This window comes from Candidatus Enterococcus moelleringii (assembly GCF_017377575.1).
In the GTDB taxonomy this organism is placed as follows: Bacteria; Bacillota; Bacilli; order Lactobacillales; family Enterococcaceae; genus Enterococcus_A; species Enterococcus_A moelleringii.
In genome coordinates this window covers 14,266-31,211 of sequence record NZ_JAFREM010000028.1, presented here as the reverse complement: position 1 = coordinate 31,211, position 16,946 = coordinate 14,266, and the positions used below count along the sequence as shown (strand labels likewise).

The following is a 16,946-nucleotide window of genomic DNA, read 5'->3' as shown; positions in this document are numbered from 1 at the left end:
AGTCACTGAATACTGTAACAAAGTTAACAGACTTAAACTAGTACTTTGGGTCTTTTTTTAGAAACTTTTTGCGTTTTCTTTGTTAAAACCATAGGCTTCAAAGAATGCTTCACGGAAGTCCAACAGGTTGTCATCCATAATCGCCTGACGAACTTGCTTCATTAAATTGATCAAGAAATACAGGTTATGATAAGAAGTCAAACGAATACCAAAAGTTTCGTCACAGTGAATCAAATGACGGATATAAGCCCGGCTGTAATTGCGGCAAGTGTAGCAATCGCAATTTTCATCCAACGGACGGAAGTCACGAGCAAACTTAGCATTTTTGACAACCAAACGACCTTGTGAGGTCATAGTAGTACCGTTACGAGCGATCCGAGTTGGCAATACACAGTCAAACATATCCACGCCGCGAATCACACCGTCGATTAAGGAATCAGCTGCACCGACACCCATCAAGTAACGTGGTTTGTTTTCTGGAATCAATGGCGTAGTGAAGTCCAATACCCGATTCATTTCAGCTTTTGTTTCGCCCACCGACAGACCACCGATTGAGTAACCTGGGAAATCCATGCTGACAAGATCCTTGGCACTTTGACGACGCAGGTCTTCAAAGCCGGCCCCTTGAATAATCCCAAACAAGCCTTGAGTATCTGGGTTGGCATGAGCCTTCAAGCCTCGCTCTGCCCAACGTGATGTCCGTTCCACCGATTTCTTCACGTAATCGTAGCTTTCATTATATGGAGGACATTCGTCAAAGCTCATCATAATGTCTGAGCCTAATTTGTTTTGAATATCTATCGCTTTTTCTGGTGACAGGAACATTTTCGAACCATTAATATGGTTCTTAAAGTGCACCCCTTCTTCAACGATGTTCCGCATATCAGCTAGCGAGAACACTTGGAAGCCGCCGGAATCGGTTAGAATCGGCTGATCCCAGTTCATGAATTTGTGCAGGCCGCCTGCTTCAGCAACCAGGTCTTCTCCTGGACGCAGCCATAAATGGTAGGTATTGCTCAAAATAATACCGGCGCCCATCTCTTTCAGATCCTCTGGCGACATGGTCTTCACCGTCGCTAATGTGCCAACTGGCATAAACATCGGTGTCGGGAATGTGCCATGAGGGGTAATGATTTCACCAAGGCGTGCCCCGGTGTGCTTTTCCTTCTTTATTAAACGATAAGAAATTGCAGGTTGTGTCATTTATCTTCCTACTTTCCTTGATATGTATGGATTTACAACATGTATCATCATACTGGTTTTAGGGGGCTTTTGCAACTTTCTACCGTGCTCTTTACCGATCGTTTACCTTTATACCAGTCATTTGTACAATTGCGCTCTAAATGAGAATTGATCTCATTTATATAGTATGCTTTGTCATTAATTTCTAATTAAACCGCTTGTTACCTTTTTCATAAAATCCAGCAAAAACAAAAAAGTTTTCAAAAAGTTTTTTCTCATTTTTATTATCTTAAATTCATAATCTGAATAAAACGGCTCAGCGATCCTTGCTATTGCTCGTTTTTATGGAATTAGATAAGAAAACGATTACAAACCAATTAGTTCACAGCTGTTATTTCATAATTTGAACTCGTTTGTGAAAAGAAAAATATATTCAGAAAACGTTTACACGAGGCTTTTTTTGGCCTATGATTAGTTTGTAAAAAATATTTAGTAGGAGGAAACAAATGGCTAAATCAACGGAAAAGGCTAAGAAAGAAACAATCAACGTGGAACAAATGATTGACGACTTAGCGGCAAAAGGTAACGCAGCATTAAAGACTATGTTGAGCTTCACACAAGAGGAAGTTGACCACATTGTTCATGAAATGGCAATGGCAGCATTAGACAAACATATGTTATTGGCTAAAATGGCTGTTGAAGAAACAGGTCGCGGCATCGTCGAAGACAAAGCGATTAAAAACATGTATGCTTCAGAGTACATTTGGAACAACATTAAACATGATAAAACCGTAGGCGTCATTCATGAAGACAAGCAACGACACTTGATCCAAGTGGCAGAGCCTGTTGGCGTTATTTGCGGGGTAACACCTACTACAAACCCAACCTCAACCACCGTTTTCAAAGCCCTAATCGCTATTAAAACACGGAATCCAATTATATTTGCCTTCCATCCAAGCGCTCAAAAATGTTCTGCCGAAGCAGCACGTATTATTCGTGACGCAGCAGTAGCAGCCGGCGCTCCGGAAAGCTGTGTCCAATGGATTGAACATCCATCATTAGATGCAACACAAGGCTTAATGAATCACCCAGGCGTAGCAGTTGTCCTTGCGACAGGCGGCGGCGCAATGGTTAAATCAGCATACTCTACTGGTAAACCAGCTTTAGGTGTAGGACCTGGTAACGTACCTGCCTACATTGAAAAGACTGCTTTAATTAAACGCGCAGTTAATGACTTATTCTTATCTAAAACCTTTGACAGCGGCATGATCTGTGCTTCTGAGCAAGCGGTTATTGTGGATAAAGAAGTCTACGAAGAAGTGAAGAAAGAATTCGAAGCACATCAAGCCTATGTCGTGAAAAAATCAGAACTTGGCAAACTTGAAGCAGTAGTAATGAACGAAGGCAAATACGCGGTTAACCCTGCGATTGTTGGTTTCTCTGCTATTGCGATTGCTGAACAAGCAGGCATCAAGGTTCCAGCTGGTACGAAGATGTTAATTGCTGAATTAGACGGCGTTGGACCAGATTATCCATTATCTCGCGAAAAACTTTCTCCAGTCTTAGCAATGGTGAAATCAAACAGTACTGAACATGGCTTTGACCTATGTGAAGCAATGTTAGACCTTGGCGGTTTAGGCCATACTGCGGTAATTCATTCTGAGGATGAAGATCTGCAATTACAATTTGGTATGCGTATGAAGGCTTGCCGTATCTTAGTAAACACACCATCTTCTGAAGGTGGTATCGGTGATATCTACAACGAATTAGTTCCATCATTAACTCTTGGTTGTGGTTCATACGGTAAGAACTCAGTTTCTCATAACGTATCTGCACTTGATTTGTTGAACGTCAAAACAATCGCGAAACGGAGAAAAAATATGCAATGGTTTAGATTACCACCGAAAGTTTTCTTTGAAAAGAACTCTCTATTATACCTAACGAAGATGGAAAACATCTCACGCGTTATGATCGTCTGTGATCCAGGAATGGTTCAATTCGGTTATGCTGACACTGTGACTGAAGTCTTGAATCGCCGTGGCAATGACGTGAAAGTAGAAGTCTTCTCAGAAGTTGAGCCTAACCCTTCAACCAACACTGTTTACAAAGGCTTAGAACGTATGGTTGATTTCCAACCGGATACAATCATTGGTCTTGGTGGCGGTTCGGCAATGGATGCGGCTAAGGGCATGTGGATGTTCTATGAACACCCAGATACTTCATTCTTTGGCGCGAAACAAAAATTCTTGGATATCCGCAAACGGACTTACGGAATTCAAAAACCAGTGAAATCTCAATTGGTTTGTATTCCAACAACTTCTGGTACAGGTGCCGAAGTTACACCGTTCGCCGTTATCACAGACAGCGAAACACACGTGAAATATCCATTAGCTGATTACGCGTTGACTCCGGATGTGGCAATCATTGACCCACAATTCGTTGTAACAGTGCCAGCTTCAATCACAGCCGATACTGGTATGGACGTATTAACTCACGCAATCGAGTCTTATGTATCTGTAATGGCTTCTGATTACACACGTGGACTAAGCTTACAAGCAATCAAGATCGTCTTTGACTACTTGGAAACATCAGTGAAAACTGCTGATCCAGAAGCTAGAGAAAAAATGCATAACGCATCTGCGATGGCAGGTATGGCCTTTGCCAATGCCTTCTTGGGAATCTGTCACTCAGTAGCCCATAAAATTGGTGGAGAATACGGTATTCCACACGGACGTACGAACGCAATTCTATTGCCTCATATCATCCGTTACAATGCCAAAGATCCACAAAAACATGCGATGTTCCCTAAATATGACTTCTTCCGAGCTGACACAGACTATGCAGACATTGCACGGTTCTTAGGCTTGAAGGGTAATACAACTGCTGAATTGGTTGAAGCACTAATCTCAGCTATCTACGACCTAGGAGTTACAGTAGGCATCGACATGAATCTGAAAGCACAAGGCGTGACACAAGAAGTCTTAGACTCAACTGTGGATCGCATGGCTGAATTGGCGTACGAAGATCAATGTACAACTGCCAATCCAAAAGAACCACTAATCAGCGAGCTGAAAGAAATCATTGTTACCAGCTTCGATTACAAACAGTAAACCAACACGAACAGACGAGTCGCCTTCAACTTAAGAAGGCTGCTCGTCTGTTTTTTGCGGTATTCGATAAGTAAACTGATACCTACACCATAAAAAAGCCAAAAAGATTTGAGTTTTTACGTTATACCTTGCAAAAGTCTAATATTTTTGAAGTTTTTACGGTATGGCAGTAAAAAGGTTCATTCTTTATCAGGCTTTTTCCATTTTATCCTTAATTACTATCTCATTCCTCTTCGTCTAGCCACGCCTCTAGCTTTTCTTGAGTATCCAGCATTTCTACGGGCATATTTTTAGTCAATTCTCCCAACTACTCTTCAACCGAGTCAAAGGTACGACCTTTTCCAGATAACGCTTCTTGTCTAGCCAAAATATTCGCGACTGGTTCAAAGTCAGGTTGAACAGGCAGTCTTTGTTCTTTGACCGTCTGTTTGAGAAAAAAGGTGATCGCTGTCGTCATATCTATGCCTAAGTCATCAAACACTTTGTTTGCTTCTTCTTTTAACTGGTCGTCGATCCCTATATTGATTTCCCCCATATTCTCGTCCCCCTTAGCTTATGTATAAGAACAAACGCCTCATCAGTATATAGAATGTACGACGGGGCGCTGGTTCTTTACTTCTCAAAAGACCTATTCATGCATTTATAGATATATTCCCCTACACCGCAGGCTCTACCGGAAACAGCAAGGCCTCCATTCGAGCAATCTGTTCGTCATTCAGATACGGCGAGTAAGAATCTAGTATCCCTCGGCGTGTATCTTCACTAAATGCGCCCAAGTTTGCCTCAAGCTGCGTATACATCACCTCGAATTCCTCATCCGTGATCGGTTCGATTTCTTCATCTTCCCAAGCAGACTCGCCCACTGGACCGCTTAATTCCTGCGGTACAAAAAGATTCTCCAGTTCTTCAGCCGGAACAATATCTTTTTCCTTCGGCATGGAAATAGCGCCCTTTTTCTTACTTGGCGTGACCACTGCCTTCATCGTCATCTGATAATCGGCATCCTTCATTTTAATGGTACAATCGGTTTTCTTCGTTTTCTTGTTAATCTTCATCGTCATGGTCATGTCGCCTAGATTTTTTTCTGTTTCTTCACCTAAATCAGCGTCCCGAGCTATTTTGACCATTTCCTTACTGGTGAAGGTGTGAGAAACGGTGTCGTCTTCACTTTTAAAGCTTTTATCGTTGGCTTTATTCAGTACAGCTTTCATTTTCCCTCTTACTTCCTCAGGATCAGGTACGTCCTCAGAACGCTCACCCGCTTCAGCTTCCACTTCTTCCGCGTCAATTGAAAGATATTTGCCTTTTAGTTCAGCTACCTGTGCCGGGTCTGCTTCCGCATCAACACCAAAGCTGTCCATGAAGGTCAACATGCCATCGACAAAGGAGGTAGAAATGTATCCTTCATTTTCTTTTCCGACCATTTCAAAGGGGATCGTACTCCCGAAGGCTTCCACATCCGCATCCAAGCTGAAGCTTTCATCCTTCTCATTGTATTGAAACTCCCCTGTAAGGGACATGTTTTTCAAATTCTCGCCTAACATGTTGGCCCAAGCCGCCCCAGTGGTTTGATTCATTTTGAAATCGTCAATCGACAGTTCAAATTCCCCGGCATTATATTCTTCAGTGCTCAGCGAATCATAAACCGTAATAAATTCTTCTTTCGGACTCTTGCTGCAAGCCCCTAAAAGTAAAACAGTCCCCAGCAAAACAACTAATTTAAGCCTTTTCATTTTCATCTCCTCCAAATATAGCATCGCGTTTTCCATCCACTAGAATACGGAAAACGTCCCTTCTTTACATACTTTCAGTATACCTTGTTATAAAGCGGAATCAATGCTTGTTGAATAGAATAATAGCTCCTTGCGCTCCAATTGGGTATATTGACAGAATCCTAGCTAAACTTCTCCATTATTTCCACAAATTCCGCAAACTCCTGCTTGCGAATATTTATGCCCACTCTTTTCGGCTTTCCATCCCCTTCCTTCATTAGGATGGTCCGAGCTGTTATTGGTATGAAAGCATACCACAGCGTATACACATGAGGCGTCATCTGATACCTTGAATAAGGGTAGGTCTTTACGACCATTCCTCTTTTGACTATTCGTACTTCTTTGTCCGTTATGACATAGTCTGGAGATGCTGGGATGCGTGAGAGCAACAAAAGAAACACAATCACGACCGCCACTAGGCTACCCATAAGAGATGTAGAAAGAACATCCAACATACCAAATAAAATCGATGCAACCAGCAACCCGAAAATTAAAGCCAAAACCAAACTGGCAGGTACATACAACAACATTATACTTGGATACTTCATCTTATTTTTAAAGTGTTTTTCCATATTAAACTCCTCCAATCTAGTAATAAAATCTTTCAAGACAATCTCAACCCGACAAAACAAAGACCCAATTACTCGTTAACTAACACCCGCCCTGCACTTTCAAACGGATACCAGCTATTATGGGTAATCTTCACCACATCACCAGGCTGCGGTGCCTGAATAAAGTACCCATCCCCAATATACAAAGCCACATGATGTGCCGGTCTTCCCCAAAACACTAAATCTCCCGGCTGCACTTCACTAATAGGAATCTCTTTAACAGATGCCTGTTGTGCCTGACTCACCCTTGGAATCCCAATGCCATTCTGGGCAAAGACCCACTGCATCAACCCACTACAATCAAAGCCAGCTGGAGTGGTTCCACCCCATACATAGGGGACTCCCAAATACTGTTTAGCCGACAAAATAATCTCTTGCGCCTTCTGACTCACTTCCTCATCGGTGGCGAAATCGGTAGTGAAGTTTTGGCCTGAAACCACTCGTTGCAGCACGACTTCTTGTTGAGCCTTCAAAGCCAATTCCTGTTGTCGTTCCTCTTCTTGAATCAGTACCAATAACTCTTGATTTTCAGCCAACTCTTTCTCCAGCTCGACCTTACTAGCTGTCTGCTTCTCAATCGTCGTCTTCAATAAATCCTGCGCTGCCTGATATTCCTGCTTTTTCTTCTCTAGGGCCTTCTGTTGTTTAGTAATAGCTTCCACTAACTCCGTATATTCCTTCGCCCGATCCGCATCGGCTTTCTGGACTTTCTCGATCCCCTTAATCGAGCTCAACATCTTCGACCAGCCATCGACTTTGAAGAAGGCTGCTTTTTGGTTGGCATCCGTTAATTGAATCGCTTTTACTCGCTCTTGGATTTCCTGTTCTAACTGGGTTAGTTTTCCGGTCATATCAGCCACTTTCTTTTCCTGCTCAATAATTTCTTGATCTAAGGTTTTTATCTGTTGTTCTTGTTCTTCTTGTTGGACAACCGACGTTGAAATATCATCGTTCAATTGACTCAATCGATCTTGCAGCTGAACAATTGTCTGCTGGGTTTCATCCTTCGGATCGGCATGAGTCTCCAACGAGAAACAGAAGAAAGTTAGTGCAATCATTAGTACTATGTATCCTTTTTTGATGGTGGTTACCCCCTTATCGGTAAAATCGCCCAATCGGTCTATTGATTGAGCGATGCTTCTTCATTTAATTCGTTGCCGTGTAATAGATTTGAGCATTAGAATTCTGAGCATCCTGCACCCACTGTTGATAGAAATCGTCACTCAATTTATAGCCGCGGCCCCACATAGTCGTGACGATTTCCCCGGTCACGCCGTGCAGCTCACATTTGCGTTTCAGCTTATTAATTAAGCAAGACAGCTGGCTCATATTCGACGGTGTATCCCCCTCACGCCATAAGTGGTCGCATAATTCTTTTCGAGAGGAGACTCCTTGTTCCGAATATGCTTTCACTAGATATTCAAAGACTTTCTTTTCGGTCTTGGAGAAGCTTTTAAATAAGTTTTCCAAATTGGTTGGTACCGGGGTTAAGTTCTCCATCGGGAACGAAAGAATCTGCTTGTCTTGTTGGTGCTGGTTACGCAGCACACTTAATCGCTCACGCATGTCTTCAAAGCCGGCACTTCTTACCAACCAATCCGCCAAACCTAATTCCCGCCAATGCACCTGATCTTCTTCATTTGGGTATGATTCCGTCACTCGTACGGCAATCAATGGGTACCCCTTCAAATGTTCAAGGATTTCTTCCACCTCTTGATTACACAAGCTCTCACTGAACAATACCCATTGAAAATAGGCAAGGAAAGCGCCAGTAGCGGGATTTTTCAAGCGACTCAATACATCCGTAGAACACAAGGTTTCATAATTCATTCGCTGCAATTTTTTGACGAGTTCTTCTTCTGTTAACATATTCTTGGTCAAAATCAACGCGTGTTGCATGTTCATCACCTTTTCTTTAGGTTTTTGGCTGTTTCTTCTCTTTGACTGTCGGTTTGCCTTGGATCTCAGGGTCTTCACTGTCTACCAGCACATTCCATAAAATAATCAACGTCACGACAATACAAATGGTCACTTGAATCCACAACTGATCAAAGTACGATTGCGCCAGCTTAATACTAAAAATCGCCAACAAGAAACAAACCACCAGCACAATCGCCAGCTGAATTTGTTTTAGTTCCTGTTGGATGCGATAAACAGTTTCCAAAGGAATTCGTTTTTGCTTGGACACCTGACGAATGGTTCGTTTTTCCATCAAGAGCCAGATCACTTCCCGATAGAGCTTCCGCGCTTCCGGTTCTTTACTAAACAAGGAATAAGCGTCCTTACTACGGTCCCGCTCCTTGCCGGAGCGGACTAAAAACGGGTGCAGCAGCCGATCGTTTCTCAACGACCAAAGCAGAATCTGGCGCCATTCCTCCAGCGTCATCTGAGGCAGGCTTAATACCTCCAACGTCAGCTTCCGTTCTTCCAATTGATCCAAGCAAGCCAGCAGCTGGCGATAGTCCCGCGAAAGAACCTCCAAAGAGGCGATCACAACAACATCCCCCTCTTTGGAAAAATCCAGCAGCGCTTGAAACTCGCTCATGGGTGAAAATAAGGCCTCGGCTTCTTCATGACCGTCAGAGAACAGCTCATCCACTGGATAATCATCCAATAAATCTAATTGTTGCGTAAATTGATACCCGCGTGCGTACCCTAGATTCATCGTCTTCGGCCTCTTTCTTCATAGTTTTTCCCCTTAGTTATGGGTGTTGGTGGTGCTTTTCTCGCGCCGGGTTTGGGTCTTTTTCTGCGGTATAAGTGCGCGACGCGCTGTTCCAGCTTCTGTTGGGCATGAAGCAGATGAACCAGCAGGTAGCTTTGAACCAGCAGAACCAGTCCCAGCACGAGTAATAAAAGATAAACCACCGATTGCTTCTTCCTTCCTGTTACTTAGTCTTAATTTTCCCTAAGTCATTTTTCTTATAGTCCCAGCTGTAGGGCTGCGGCTTGCCATCGTTGGTCCCGTTTGGTTCCAAATAGATCGTGATCCAGCGTTCACCTTGATTGTAAATTCCTAAGCGAGAAAGCGAGATCTTGGCATCTGTTAGTACCGGAGCAATACCATGAGAAGCTAAAGTATCCGATATTCTGTAGCCATTGTACTTGTAGAACTCTGGGATAATGGCCGACAACAGCACCTCATCGTTATCATTCATTAGGTGGCTAGTCGAAAGAACAACCCTTGTGAAACCTGGATTGTCGACTTCTTTACCAGAAGAAACGGTGGTATTGATTTGGTAATTGGTATCTAACACAGGTGAACCATCATTATGCAATTGATTTTGGATCGTCAGATAGCCTTCTTTTGGAACCACCAACTCATCATTCGGACCCTGAATCACTTGCCTCACATGCAAATCGGCTCTTCTGAACGAATAAATTAGTTTCCCTTCTTGATAAGTGTTTGAGACGTTATAGTACTTATCTCTTGGTACATCGTTCATTTCTCTCGCCTCAATAAAGCTATAGAATTCTATCTCCTTTGGCTGAGTGACAGCTTTTCCAATCCGCAGTTCCTGATCTTCAAAAATATCTCCCTCTGGTAATGGAGTTCCCTTATCGTCGTAAGCTTTTAAAGACACTTTTTGAGGAATAGCAGCCGAAAACGAGATATCTCCTTTGCTTTCTTCTGTATACTCTACAACCTCTGAGAACTTAAACTTTTCCAGTTGAAATTGTTGCAGATTAAAATAAGTCCCTGTTGATCCTTGAGAAGAGAAGGCGTACGAGTCTACACCAGCAAGTAACCAGCCAGAAATATCTTTTTCCCATGCCAAATTATCATCGTTATCATACTTAGCAGATAGGGTGTGGGTAGCATGCTTGTACTCTATTACAAAATCTCTAAACATATTATTTTGCGGGTCAGGTATCTGTTTTGCTGGTGCATCAGGACCCATATACGTATTTTTTGCCCCATAGGCTCCTTCATTTTTTACAAATCCTCCATGGGTTTTATTAATAAAGACTGCGGGATCTGGATAATAATACGTAGTTAGCTCTTGATTATAATAAGAATCTAAAACAAATCCAAAACCATTTGGTATTCCTCCTACACCTAAAGATCCTCCGGCTTGACCTAAAGCACTGGCGCTTCCTGGGTGTAACAAAAACCCTATACCGTCAGCTCCTCCATTAGGCCCAGGAATCCCAACTTTATCACCTAAATTAGCTCGCCCTTCTAATCTAAAATCATCTTCAAACGAAATTCTATTTTTTAAATAGAAACCTCCCTGTCTCCACATTAGATTCTGCGTATACGTAAAAATTCCAGTTGCTGGATCATAATGCGAGTCATTTACCCCCATACCTGATTCAGTTATCAAAGAAAAATATTCCAAATAATTGTCTTTGATAACTTCCACTGTGTTTCTTAACGTTTTGTAAAATAAAACTTCAATTTCACCAGATTGATTTACAGGATTTCCAATAGTGAACCTGAGTGATTCTAGAAATTGTTGAATGCTAGCCGACGAATTATTATTCCCCATCGTATAGACAATAGAATTGTGAGTAGCTCCATTAATTATTTGATATTGTTCCCAACTCGTAGGTAAAGTAATGGGATTTAGCGCCAAATTCTTGGGTGTTCTTATGAATATAACTTCCATCCCTTGATCCATTTCTGGTTGTAAGTTTATTTCCACTAGCTTGGCTTCGTCTGCAGTTCGTTCGACTTCAAATTCCACTGGCGGCAGAAGGTCAGCTACTGCAACAGTTTCCACCTCACTAACATTGCTCATCCGATCTACAGCAATCACCTGCAGATGCTTCTCGGCATCAGCTTCTTTGTCGATTGAAATTTTGGCGTCTGTGGAATACACAACAGAGCTGTAATCTGGTGCTACTTTTTCATCAAGCAGGCCTTCCGGAATTTGTCCATGTTCATCCTTTTTATTCTCAATTTCCTCTTTAAAATTGGTACTATTCGGATCTGAGACGATTCTATAGAAGTACCCCGCAGTATTACTAATAATTTCTTCTTCAATCGTTTGCGATGCCAGCGAACCCGTGTCAGTATTTGCTTCTACATACCATCCATAGTTTGTTCCGTTGTCCTTAGCATTTATACGAACATCCAACTTATTCAGCTTTCCATCACTTGCTTCTACTGTTGGTTTGTCTGGTGCCTTCACATCCTTAACTGAATAATCAGAAGTAACATTTTCTGTAGCCGATGAAGGATTCCCCCATTTTTTCCCCTCCACAGATTGGTAGAGAGTATATTCTGACTGGGCTGATTCCGGTACACCGTCCCACTTCAATTGTGCATAGCTTTTTTTATCCGTGTTATCCCAACTATTTTTTACTGTTAGCTCAAAGTCTCCATGGGTCTCCACAGTCGTCTCCTTCTTAGCAGCCTCAATCTTTTCTGTCGGTTTCTCTTCTGATTGAAATGAATAATAACCAACTCCCGCCACGAGAAGTGTCAGTATCGAAACAATGAGACTTCGTTTTAGGATTTTCTTTTTTCGCTGCTTCATACCCTTTTCCATCTTTTCTACCCCTTCTCTTCAACACTTATCAAATCAATGCTTTACCTGTAAAACACTCACCTCATGAGTGTTGCTTTTTTTATAATATGGGATACAGCGAAGTGCTGTATCCCTCATTTCTATTTGTCTGTCTTACTTTCCAACGCAGTATCAACCTCTTGCAATGGTGACGTGCTTGGTTTACTTCCTTGCCACCAGGCATCCCGGTAGGCAAACTCCGCACAGTTGACGGTCTCCACTTTCAAGGTGATCGTAAATGTCGTTTGGTCGTAACGATCACTCGTCTGAGCTGGTAATTTAACCGTTTTGAACAAATAGCTGGTTTTAGCTTTCGGATCTAGTTGGTGTTTATAGTAGTAATACCCATCCCCACCATCGATCCAATCAGCTGTACTCATTTCTGCTAGTTCAACATCTGTACCTATTTTCATAGGCAGCACTTGCTCATTCTGAGTATCACCAACAATAGGTTTGCGTACTTCTGGTAAAACCATTACGCGGACAAATTGCTTGATCGTACCGACATTTTCAATCCTAACTTCTTTCGAAACCGGCGTATCCTTCGCTGTTTCAGTCATTTCTTCATCAAAGTTTTCTTCAAAAATCTTGGTCTCTACCTGTCCGACCTGAAAGTCATTTTCCTTCCGATCCGAGTCAGTCATTGCCGCATAGACAAGATAACCGCCGCCAACTAATAGAAGGAGACACACAAGACTGACAGCTAAATAAAACGGGCGATGAAACCTTTTTTTCCGCTGTTTCATGATTCTCCTCCTTTACTTGACGAGTTTGTCTTGGTACATGGTATAAACATGACTAGTCGTTTCAATCGACCAATCGTGGATTAACACCTTCGTAATATCATGCGCATCCATCTGCGGTACAAGCTTATACAGCGCACCCTCATACTGATTCGCATATTTAGGTGTCAGAGTGACGCTTTCCAACAGATCAATCGTGGATTCATTGGGTTCTAAGATTTCTGAGTAGTAAAAGTACCCATCTTCGTAATACCAATAATCCGTTTGACCTGTCGTATCGGCAGGTTTATCAAACACCTTCGCCGTCTTGAAGTTGAGTTTAAAGGCCTCCAGCAGAATCGCTCGATTGCCGTTATACTCATAAGATTGCTCAGGTTCCCTCGCGTTGGCGATATAGTGCGTGTTGTCACCAGTGGAATACACATTGCCGATCTGCCAAGTGCTCAGATCTTTTACATCGATTAACTTCTCAGTTTGTTCATCGAACTCATGAAGCTTCAAATTTCCATTTCCATTAACCAGTGCAGCATTGTCCCGGTGATTATCCGTTTTATCCACTTCAAACCCGACAAAGGCTTCAGTGAAAGAAAGGCGTACAATTGCCGGTGTTTTACCAGTATTCGTCACCCGTACTTTTTTCTCCCGGGTCGTTCCTGGTGCCCAGCCAGACACTTGATTGAAGTCTTCCTTGATCTCTGCAGCTAATTTGTCCTCCGCACCGACCATACGATTGATTCGTTCATCGCTGTCGGTGTACCAGGCATACGTACTGCCGATCACCAAGAGTAAACTGAGAAGAAGGCTAAGCAAGGCAAAAGAAATCTTACTTCGGTAAAAGACATAGAGTAATTTTTTTCCCTTATTCATCGTTCCCCTCCTCAGCTTTCTTCTTCACGGTCTTTACGACGCTTCCATAGAACAATTGCGATAATCACCAGCCAAATCCCTGCCACCATCTTCAGTAAGGCGTTTTCGACATCTTCCCCTGTCTTTGGCAGCAACCGATCAATTAATGCGGCAACCGGTGATTTGGGTGCTGGAGCCGTACTCGGCAATTCCTTCGACGGAGTCGTTGGAATTGGTTCTTCTGACGGAACAGTGGGTTCCTCTGTTGGTTTCGTCGGTTCCGGTTGATTCTTAGTCGCCACAAACGTCCATTGAAACAGCAGTTCGCTGGCTTCCTTGAATTGAGTTACTGACAGACCTTTGGCCATTTCAATGTGAACATCCAACATATGATCCGTTCCGTATTCGCAGACTCCTAGAACCAGAGGTTCCAACGACCAATCCGTCGTGCCATCCCCTAAAATCGGGCCTTTATACAATTGCTCACCATCTAAGGTTAAGGTCATGGTCATATATTCATTAAAATCAATGCTTCCTTTAGAGGTTACTTTATTCACGAGCAACCCTAACTCAAAAGGTTCTTCTACATCTAAACAGCGAATAGTAATTTCCTTTTCATAGCTTTCTCCTGCAACCGCCTCGGGGATATCAATAAAATATTCCCCTTCAGAGGTTGCATACAGACCGCTGTCATCGCCGATGACTACGCCAGAGGGAAGGGATGACGCAGCGAAGGCTTCCAGCGGTTCTGTTGTTTGGAGAAATAATACGCTTATAATTAAGGTACAAACTATGACAACAGATCGCAGGGGCCAATTGCTTGTTTTCATTTAGCATTCCCTTCCTTCTGTCTATTGCGCTAATTATTGTAATGGTTGTGCTAGAATGTAGTCTGCAATTGTTTTGCTTGTACCATTGTCAACATCCATTTTCCAAGCTTCTTTCATTGCATCTTTTTGTGCTTCAACAACTTCTAGTTTTACGATCAAGTCGAAAGTAGAAAGATCATATTCTACGCCCATATCGTTCGCGAATTTCAACGATTTCAATAGGTCTTTAGTAGAAGTCTTCGACTTAACTGGACTAGTATAGTAGAACCAGCCATCAGATTCGTTGTACACCCATTTATCCTTAGCAGCATCTCCTGTTAAACCAGTTGCTGCTACAATATCTGTACCATATTTGATTTGAATTGCATTTTTGCTTACAGCAGCTTTATCTGCCTTTACATCCCCTTGAGGAGTTGCTACAGTAGGGATTTCATTACCAGTTCCAGGTGCTGCAGCTGGTAATGTACCAATTACGCCAGTTGTGTAATTGAAGTCAACACCATGCTGTTGTCCTTCTCCACCTAAGACTGCATAATCCGTAGCTCCACCAAGTTGACTTGGTAATGCAGATTTTGCCCAGCTAGCTGCTTGATAAGAATGTCCACCTTTGTAAGTGTGGTAAGCTAAATCAGATGCTTCAAATGTCCAGTTTGCTACTGGATCACCAACTACAGGTGCACTAGTAACAACTATTTTTTTGTCCATCTTTTGGAATTTTCCAGGTTCATACTCGTTAAACACTTGAGGATCAAAACTACGAACAGTTTCATTGTTTGTAACGTTATGAGTGATTGAACCACTAACATATACTTTTACATTTGCTGGTAACGCTCCACCACCGGCAAGGGTTGTTTTACTAGTAACATCTGTATAAGAAGCATCTGTCTTATACTTGTTCCCATTAAAATTAATAGGAATATCATTAGTAATAGCTGGTGTTGCAGGTGTAGTAAAAGGAGTGGTATCTTTGGTTACGACACCTTTACTTGTCAAATACGTAAATACTTCTTCATAAGATAACCGAACAAAAACTGGGAAGTTACCGTCATTAGTTACTTTTACTTCTTTCGTTACTTCTCCACCAGGGCTGATAGGTTTTGGATCAAATACTTCATCCACGTATACCGTGCCATCTGTTACGGCACTCGCAGAAGTAATCCTGTTAATTCGTTGGTCTTGTTCGGTGAACCAGGCAAATGTTCCGGATAATGCAGCAATCATTGCCAAGACTGCCGATAGTGCCAACAGTTTTTTCTTCTTACCTTTGTTTGTTTTCATTTCTTTTCCTCCTATTTTTGTAAAAATTTATTTATAGTCACATATTAAAAATATGGTCCTACCCCAGATTAAAAATGTTGCACTTGTTTCATATTCGTTTTCTTGACGTCTTCGTCACTGAATAAGTAAGCCTTCAGGACAATGAAGAAACCGAAAATGGAGAGCATACATACGAGACACGGCCAAAACTGTGCTCGGATAAACTCAATCGCAATTCCTAGTTTCGGAATGGCAAACAGTACTTTCCCCATGATCCGCTCCTCATTGATGGGCGGGTCATTGGATCGGTTGGCATCTCCTTTGGTAATTACGTAATTGCCTTCTTTTCCTTCCATTTCACCGATGCGTTCAACTAGTCGGTGAGTCAGGTAATTGCCATCGTCGCCGACTACGTAGGTAACAATGTCCCCTACTTCGGCGTCACTGCCATCAATCATCTTGACAATGGTAATAGCCCCAGCGTCGAATCCGCCTGGCGGACTGTCTTCTGATGGTTTCATTGAAGACGTCAATACGTTGTAAAAGCGATAGCCTAAGATCGACGCATTATTATTGGAGCTGAAGGCAAACATAATTGCCGTCATCAATATGCCAATCGTGATCGTGTAAAAGATCAGATTATAGAAGAACGAAAAGATTTTCCGATTCGTTGTCTTTTTGGCTTGTTGCATTGGGTTACTGTTACTCGTATTAACAGGACGTGGTCGCGACGGCGGCCGTTCTCGCCCTCTAGACTCATAAGGCGGTCGCCCAGCTGGATTTCTTACCGGCCGTCGCTGTTGAGGCGGTGCATCGTAATACCCTCGTTCAACAGGTTGCGGCCTTCTTCGCGGTTCGTCATACGATCTTGGATATTCTTGCCTTGGGTATTCTTGTCTTGGCGGTCGCCGCTCCTGCTGCTCGTAGTAATAATCATCCTCTTCACGTTCCTCGCGGTAGCGTCTCGTCGGCCGCTGATTGGAAGGAGAGCGCCTGAATTCCGGATCTTCTGATGGTCGATAACGAGGCGGTGGTTCTCGATACGCTCGTCTGCGATCTTCGCTTGGTCTAGTCATCCT

General features: G+C 42.7%; 14 protein-coding genes. 1 reads left to right on the top strand and 13 read right to left on the bottom strand.

Annotated elements, in window-relative coordinates; translation table 11 throughout:
• Nucleotides 1-57: 57 nt before the first annotated feature.
• The gene (gene tgt, locus JZO70_RS16860) at nucleotides 58-1,203 is read right to left on the bottom strand and encodes a tRNA guanosine(34) transglycosylase Tgt (protein WP_207674838.1); all 1,146 of its coding nucleotides are present in this window, start codon (nucleotides 1,201-1,203) and stop codon (nucleotides 58-60) included.
• Between the two features lie 485 nt (nucleotides 1,204-1,688).
• Here tgt and adhE point away from each other — a divergent pair, with 485 nt between their 5' ends.
• Entirely contained in the window at nucleotides 1,689-4,292 is a 2,604-nt protein-coding gene (adhE, locus tag JZO70_RS16855; RefSeq protein ID WP_207674837.1) for a bifunctional acetaldehyde-CoA/alcohol dehydrogenase, read from the top strand.
• A 307-nt stretch (nucleotides 4,293-4,599) separates the two neighbouring features.
• Here adhE and JZO70_RS16850 read toward each other — a convergent pair whose 3' ends face one another.
• The 12 genes from JZO70_RS16850 to JZO70_RS16795 all read right to left on the bottom strand — a co-directional run bounded on the left by JZO70_RS16850 (nucleotide 4,600) and on the right by JZO70_RS16795 (nucleotide 16,943).
• Complete coding sequence (locus JZO70_RS16850; protein WP_207674836.1) at nucleotides 4,600-4,827, bottom strand: type II toxin-antitoxin system RelB/DinJ family antitoxin; 228 nt, start codon at nucleotides 4,825-4,827, stop codon at nucleotides 4,600-4,602.
• Nucleotides 4,828-4,948: 121 nt separating this feature from the next.
• Nucleotides 4,949-6,025: a hypothetical protein gene (locus JZO70_RS16845; protein ID WP_207674835.1), complete on the bottom strand. Its 1,077-nt coding sequence runs from the start codon at nucleotides 6,023-6,025 to the stop codon at nucleotides 4,949-4,951.
• 161 nt (nucleotides 6,026-6,186) lie between these two features.
• Nucleotides 6,187-6,636, bottom strand: coding sequence for a hypothetical protein (locus JZO70_RS16840; RefSeq protein ID WP_207674834.1), 450 nt, complete (start codon nucleotides 6,634-6,636; stop codon nucleotides 6,187-6,189).
• A gap of 68 nt (nucleotides 6,637-6,704) precedes the next feature.
• The gene (locus tag JZO70_RS16835) at nucleotides 6,705-7,733 is read right to left on the bottom strand and encodes a C40 family peptidase (RefSeq protein ID WP_242703995.1); all 1,029 of its coding nucleotides are present in this window, start codon (nucleotides 7,731-7,733) and stop codon (nucleotides 6,705-6,707) included.
• An 88-nt stretch (nucleotides 7,734-7,821) separates the two neighbouring features.
• Nucleotides 7,822-8,574 carry a helix-turn-helix domain-containing protein gene (locus tag JZO70_RS16830; RefSeq protein WP_207674833.1) on the bottom strand — a complete coding sequence of 251 codons (753 nt, stop codon included), beginning with the start codon at nucleotides 8,572-8,574 and terminating at the stop codon, nucleotides 7,822-7,824.
• Nucleotides 8,575-8,590: 16 nt separating this feature from the next.
• A complete protein-coding gene (locus JZO70_RS16825) occupies nucleotides 8,591-9,340 on the bottom strand; it encodes a recombinase family protein (protein ID WP_207674832.1) in 750 nt (249 codons plus the stop codon).
• 223 nt (nucleotides 9,341-9,563) lie between these two features.
• The gene (locus JZO70_RS16820; RefSeq protein ID WP_207674831.1) at nucleotides 9,564-12,173 is read right to left on the bottom strand and encodes a lectin-like domain-containing protein; all 2,610 of its coding nucleotides are present in this window, start codon (nucleotides 12,171-12,173) and stop codon (nucleotides 9,564-9,566) included.
• A gap of 119 nt (nucleotides 12,174-12,292) precedes the next feature.
• The gene (locus tag JZO70_RS16815) at nucleotides 12,293-12,937 is read right to left on the bottom strand and encodes a hypothetical protein (RefSeq protein WP_207674830.1); all 645 of its coding nucleotides are present in this window, start codon (nucleotides 12,935-12,937) and stop codon (nucleotides 12,293-12,295) included.
• Nucleotides 12,938-12,949: 12 nt separating this feature from the next.
• Nucleotides 12,950-13,801, bottom strand: coding sequence for a BsaA family SipW-dependent biofilm matrix protein (locus JZO70_RS16810; RefSeq protein ID WP_207674829.1), 852 nt, complete (start codon nucleotides 13,799-13,801; stop codon nucleotides 12,950-12,952).
• A gap of 11 nt (nucleotides 13,802-13,812) precedes the next feature.
• Entirely contained in the window at nucleotides 13,813-14,610 is a 798-nt protein-coding gene (locus tag JZO70_RS16805) for an LPXTG cell wall anchor domain-containing protein (RefSeq protein ID WP_242703994.1), read from the bottom strand.
• A gap of 33 nt (nucleotides 14,611-14,643) precedes the next feature.
• The gene (locus JZO70_RS16800) at nucleotides 14,644-15,888 is read right to left on the bottom strand and encodes a TasA family protein (protein ID WP_207674828.1); all 1,245 of its coding nucleotides are present in this window, start codon (nucleotides 15,886-15,888) and stop codon (nucleotides 14,644-14,646) included.
• A 68-nt stretch (nucleotides 15,889-15,956) separates the two neighbouring features.
• Nucleotides 15,957-16,943 carry a signal peptidase I gene (locus tag JZO70_RS16795; protein WP_207674827.1) on the bottom strand — a complete coding sequence of 329 codons (987 nt, stop codon included), beginning with the start codon at nucleotides 16,941-16,943 and terminating at the stop codon, nucleotides 15,957-15,959.
• Between the last annotated feature and the right edge of the window lie 3 nt (nucleotides 16,944-16,946).

Bases quoted from the DNA above. Each gene is read 5' to 3' on its own strand.
- JZO70_RS16845 (WP_207674835.1), bottom strand. From the start codon at position 6,025: ATGAAAAGGCTTAAATTAGTTGTTTTGCTGGGGACTGTTTTACTTTTA.
- JZO70_RS16800 (WP_207674828.1), bottom strand. From the start codon at position 15,888: ATGAAAACAAACAAAGGTAAGAAGAAAAAACTGTTGGCACTATCGGCA.
- JZO70_RS16840 (WP_207674834.1), bottom strand. From the start codon at position 6,636: ATGGAAAAACACTTTAAAAATAAGATGAAGTATCCAAGTATAATGTTG.
- adhE (WP_207674837.1), top strand. From the start codon at position 1,689: ATGGCTAAATCAACGGAAAAGGCTAAGAAAGAAACAATCAACGTGGAA.
- JZO70_RS16850 (WP_207674836.1), bottom strand. From the start codon at position 4,827: ATGGGGGAAATCAATATAGGGATCGACGACCAGTTAAAAGAAGAAGCA.
- JZO70_RS16810 (WP_207674829.1), bottom strand. From the start codon at position 13,801: ATGAATAAGGGAAAAAAATTACTCTATGTCTTTTACCGAAGTAAGATT.
- JZO70_RS16825 (WP_207674832.1), bottom strand. From the start codon at position 9,340: ATGAATCTAGGGTACGCACGCGGGTATCAATTTACGCAACAATTAGAT.
- tgt (WP_207674838.1), bottom strand. From the start codon at position 1,203: ATGACACAACCTGCAATTTCTTATCGTTTAATAAAGAAGGAAAAGCAC.
- JZO70_RS16830 (WP_207674833.1), bottom strand. From the start codon at position 8,574: ATGCAACACGCGTTGATTTTGACCAAGAATATGTTAACAGAAGAAGAA.
- JZO70_RS16805 (WP_242703994.1), bottom strand. From the start codon at position 14,610: ATGAAAACAAGCAATTGGCCCCTGCGATCTGTTGTCATAGTTTGTACC.
- JZO70_RS16835 (WP_242703995.1), bottom strand. From the start codon at position 7,733: ATGATTGCACTAACTTTCTTCTGTTTCTCGTTGGAGACTCATGCCGAT.
- JZO70_RS16820 (WP_207674831.1), bottom strand. From the start codon at position 12,173: ATGGAAAAGGGTATGAAGCAGCGAAAAAAGAAAATCCTAAAACGAAGT.
- JZO70_RS16795 (WP_207674827.1), bottom strand. From the start codon at position 16,943: ATGACTAGACCAAGCGAAGATCGCAGACGAGCGTATCGAGAACCACCG.
- JZO70_RS16815 (WP_207674830.1), bottom strand. From the start codon at position 12,937: ATGAAACAGCGGAAAAAAAGGTTTCATCGCCCGTTTTATTTAGCTGTC.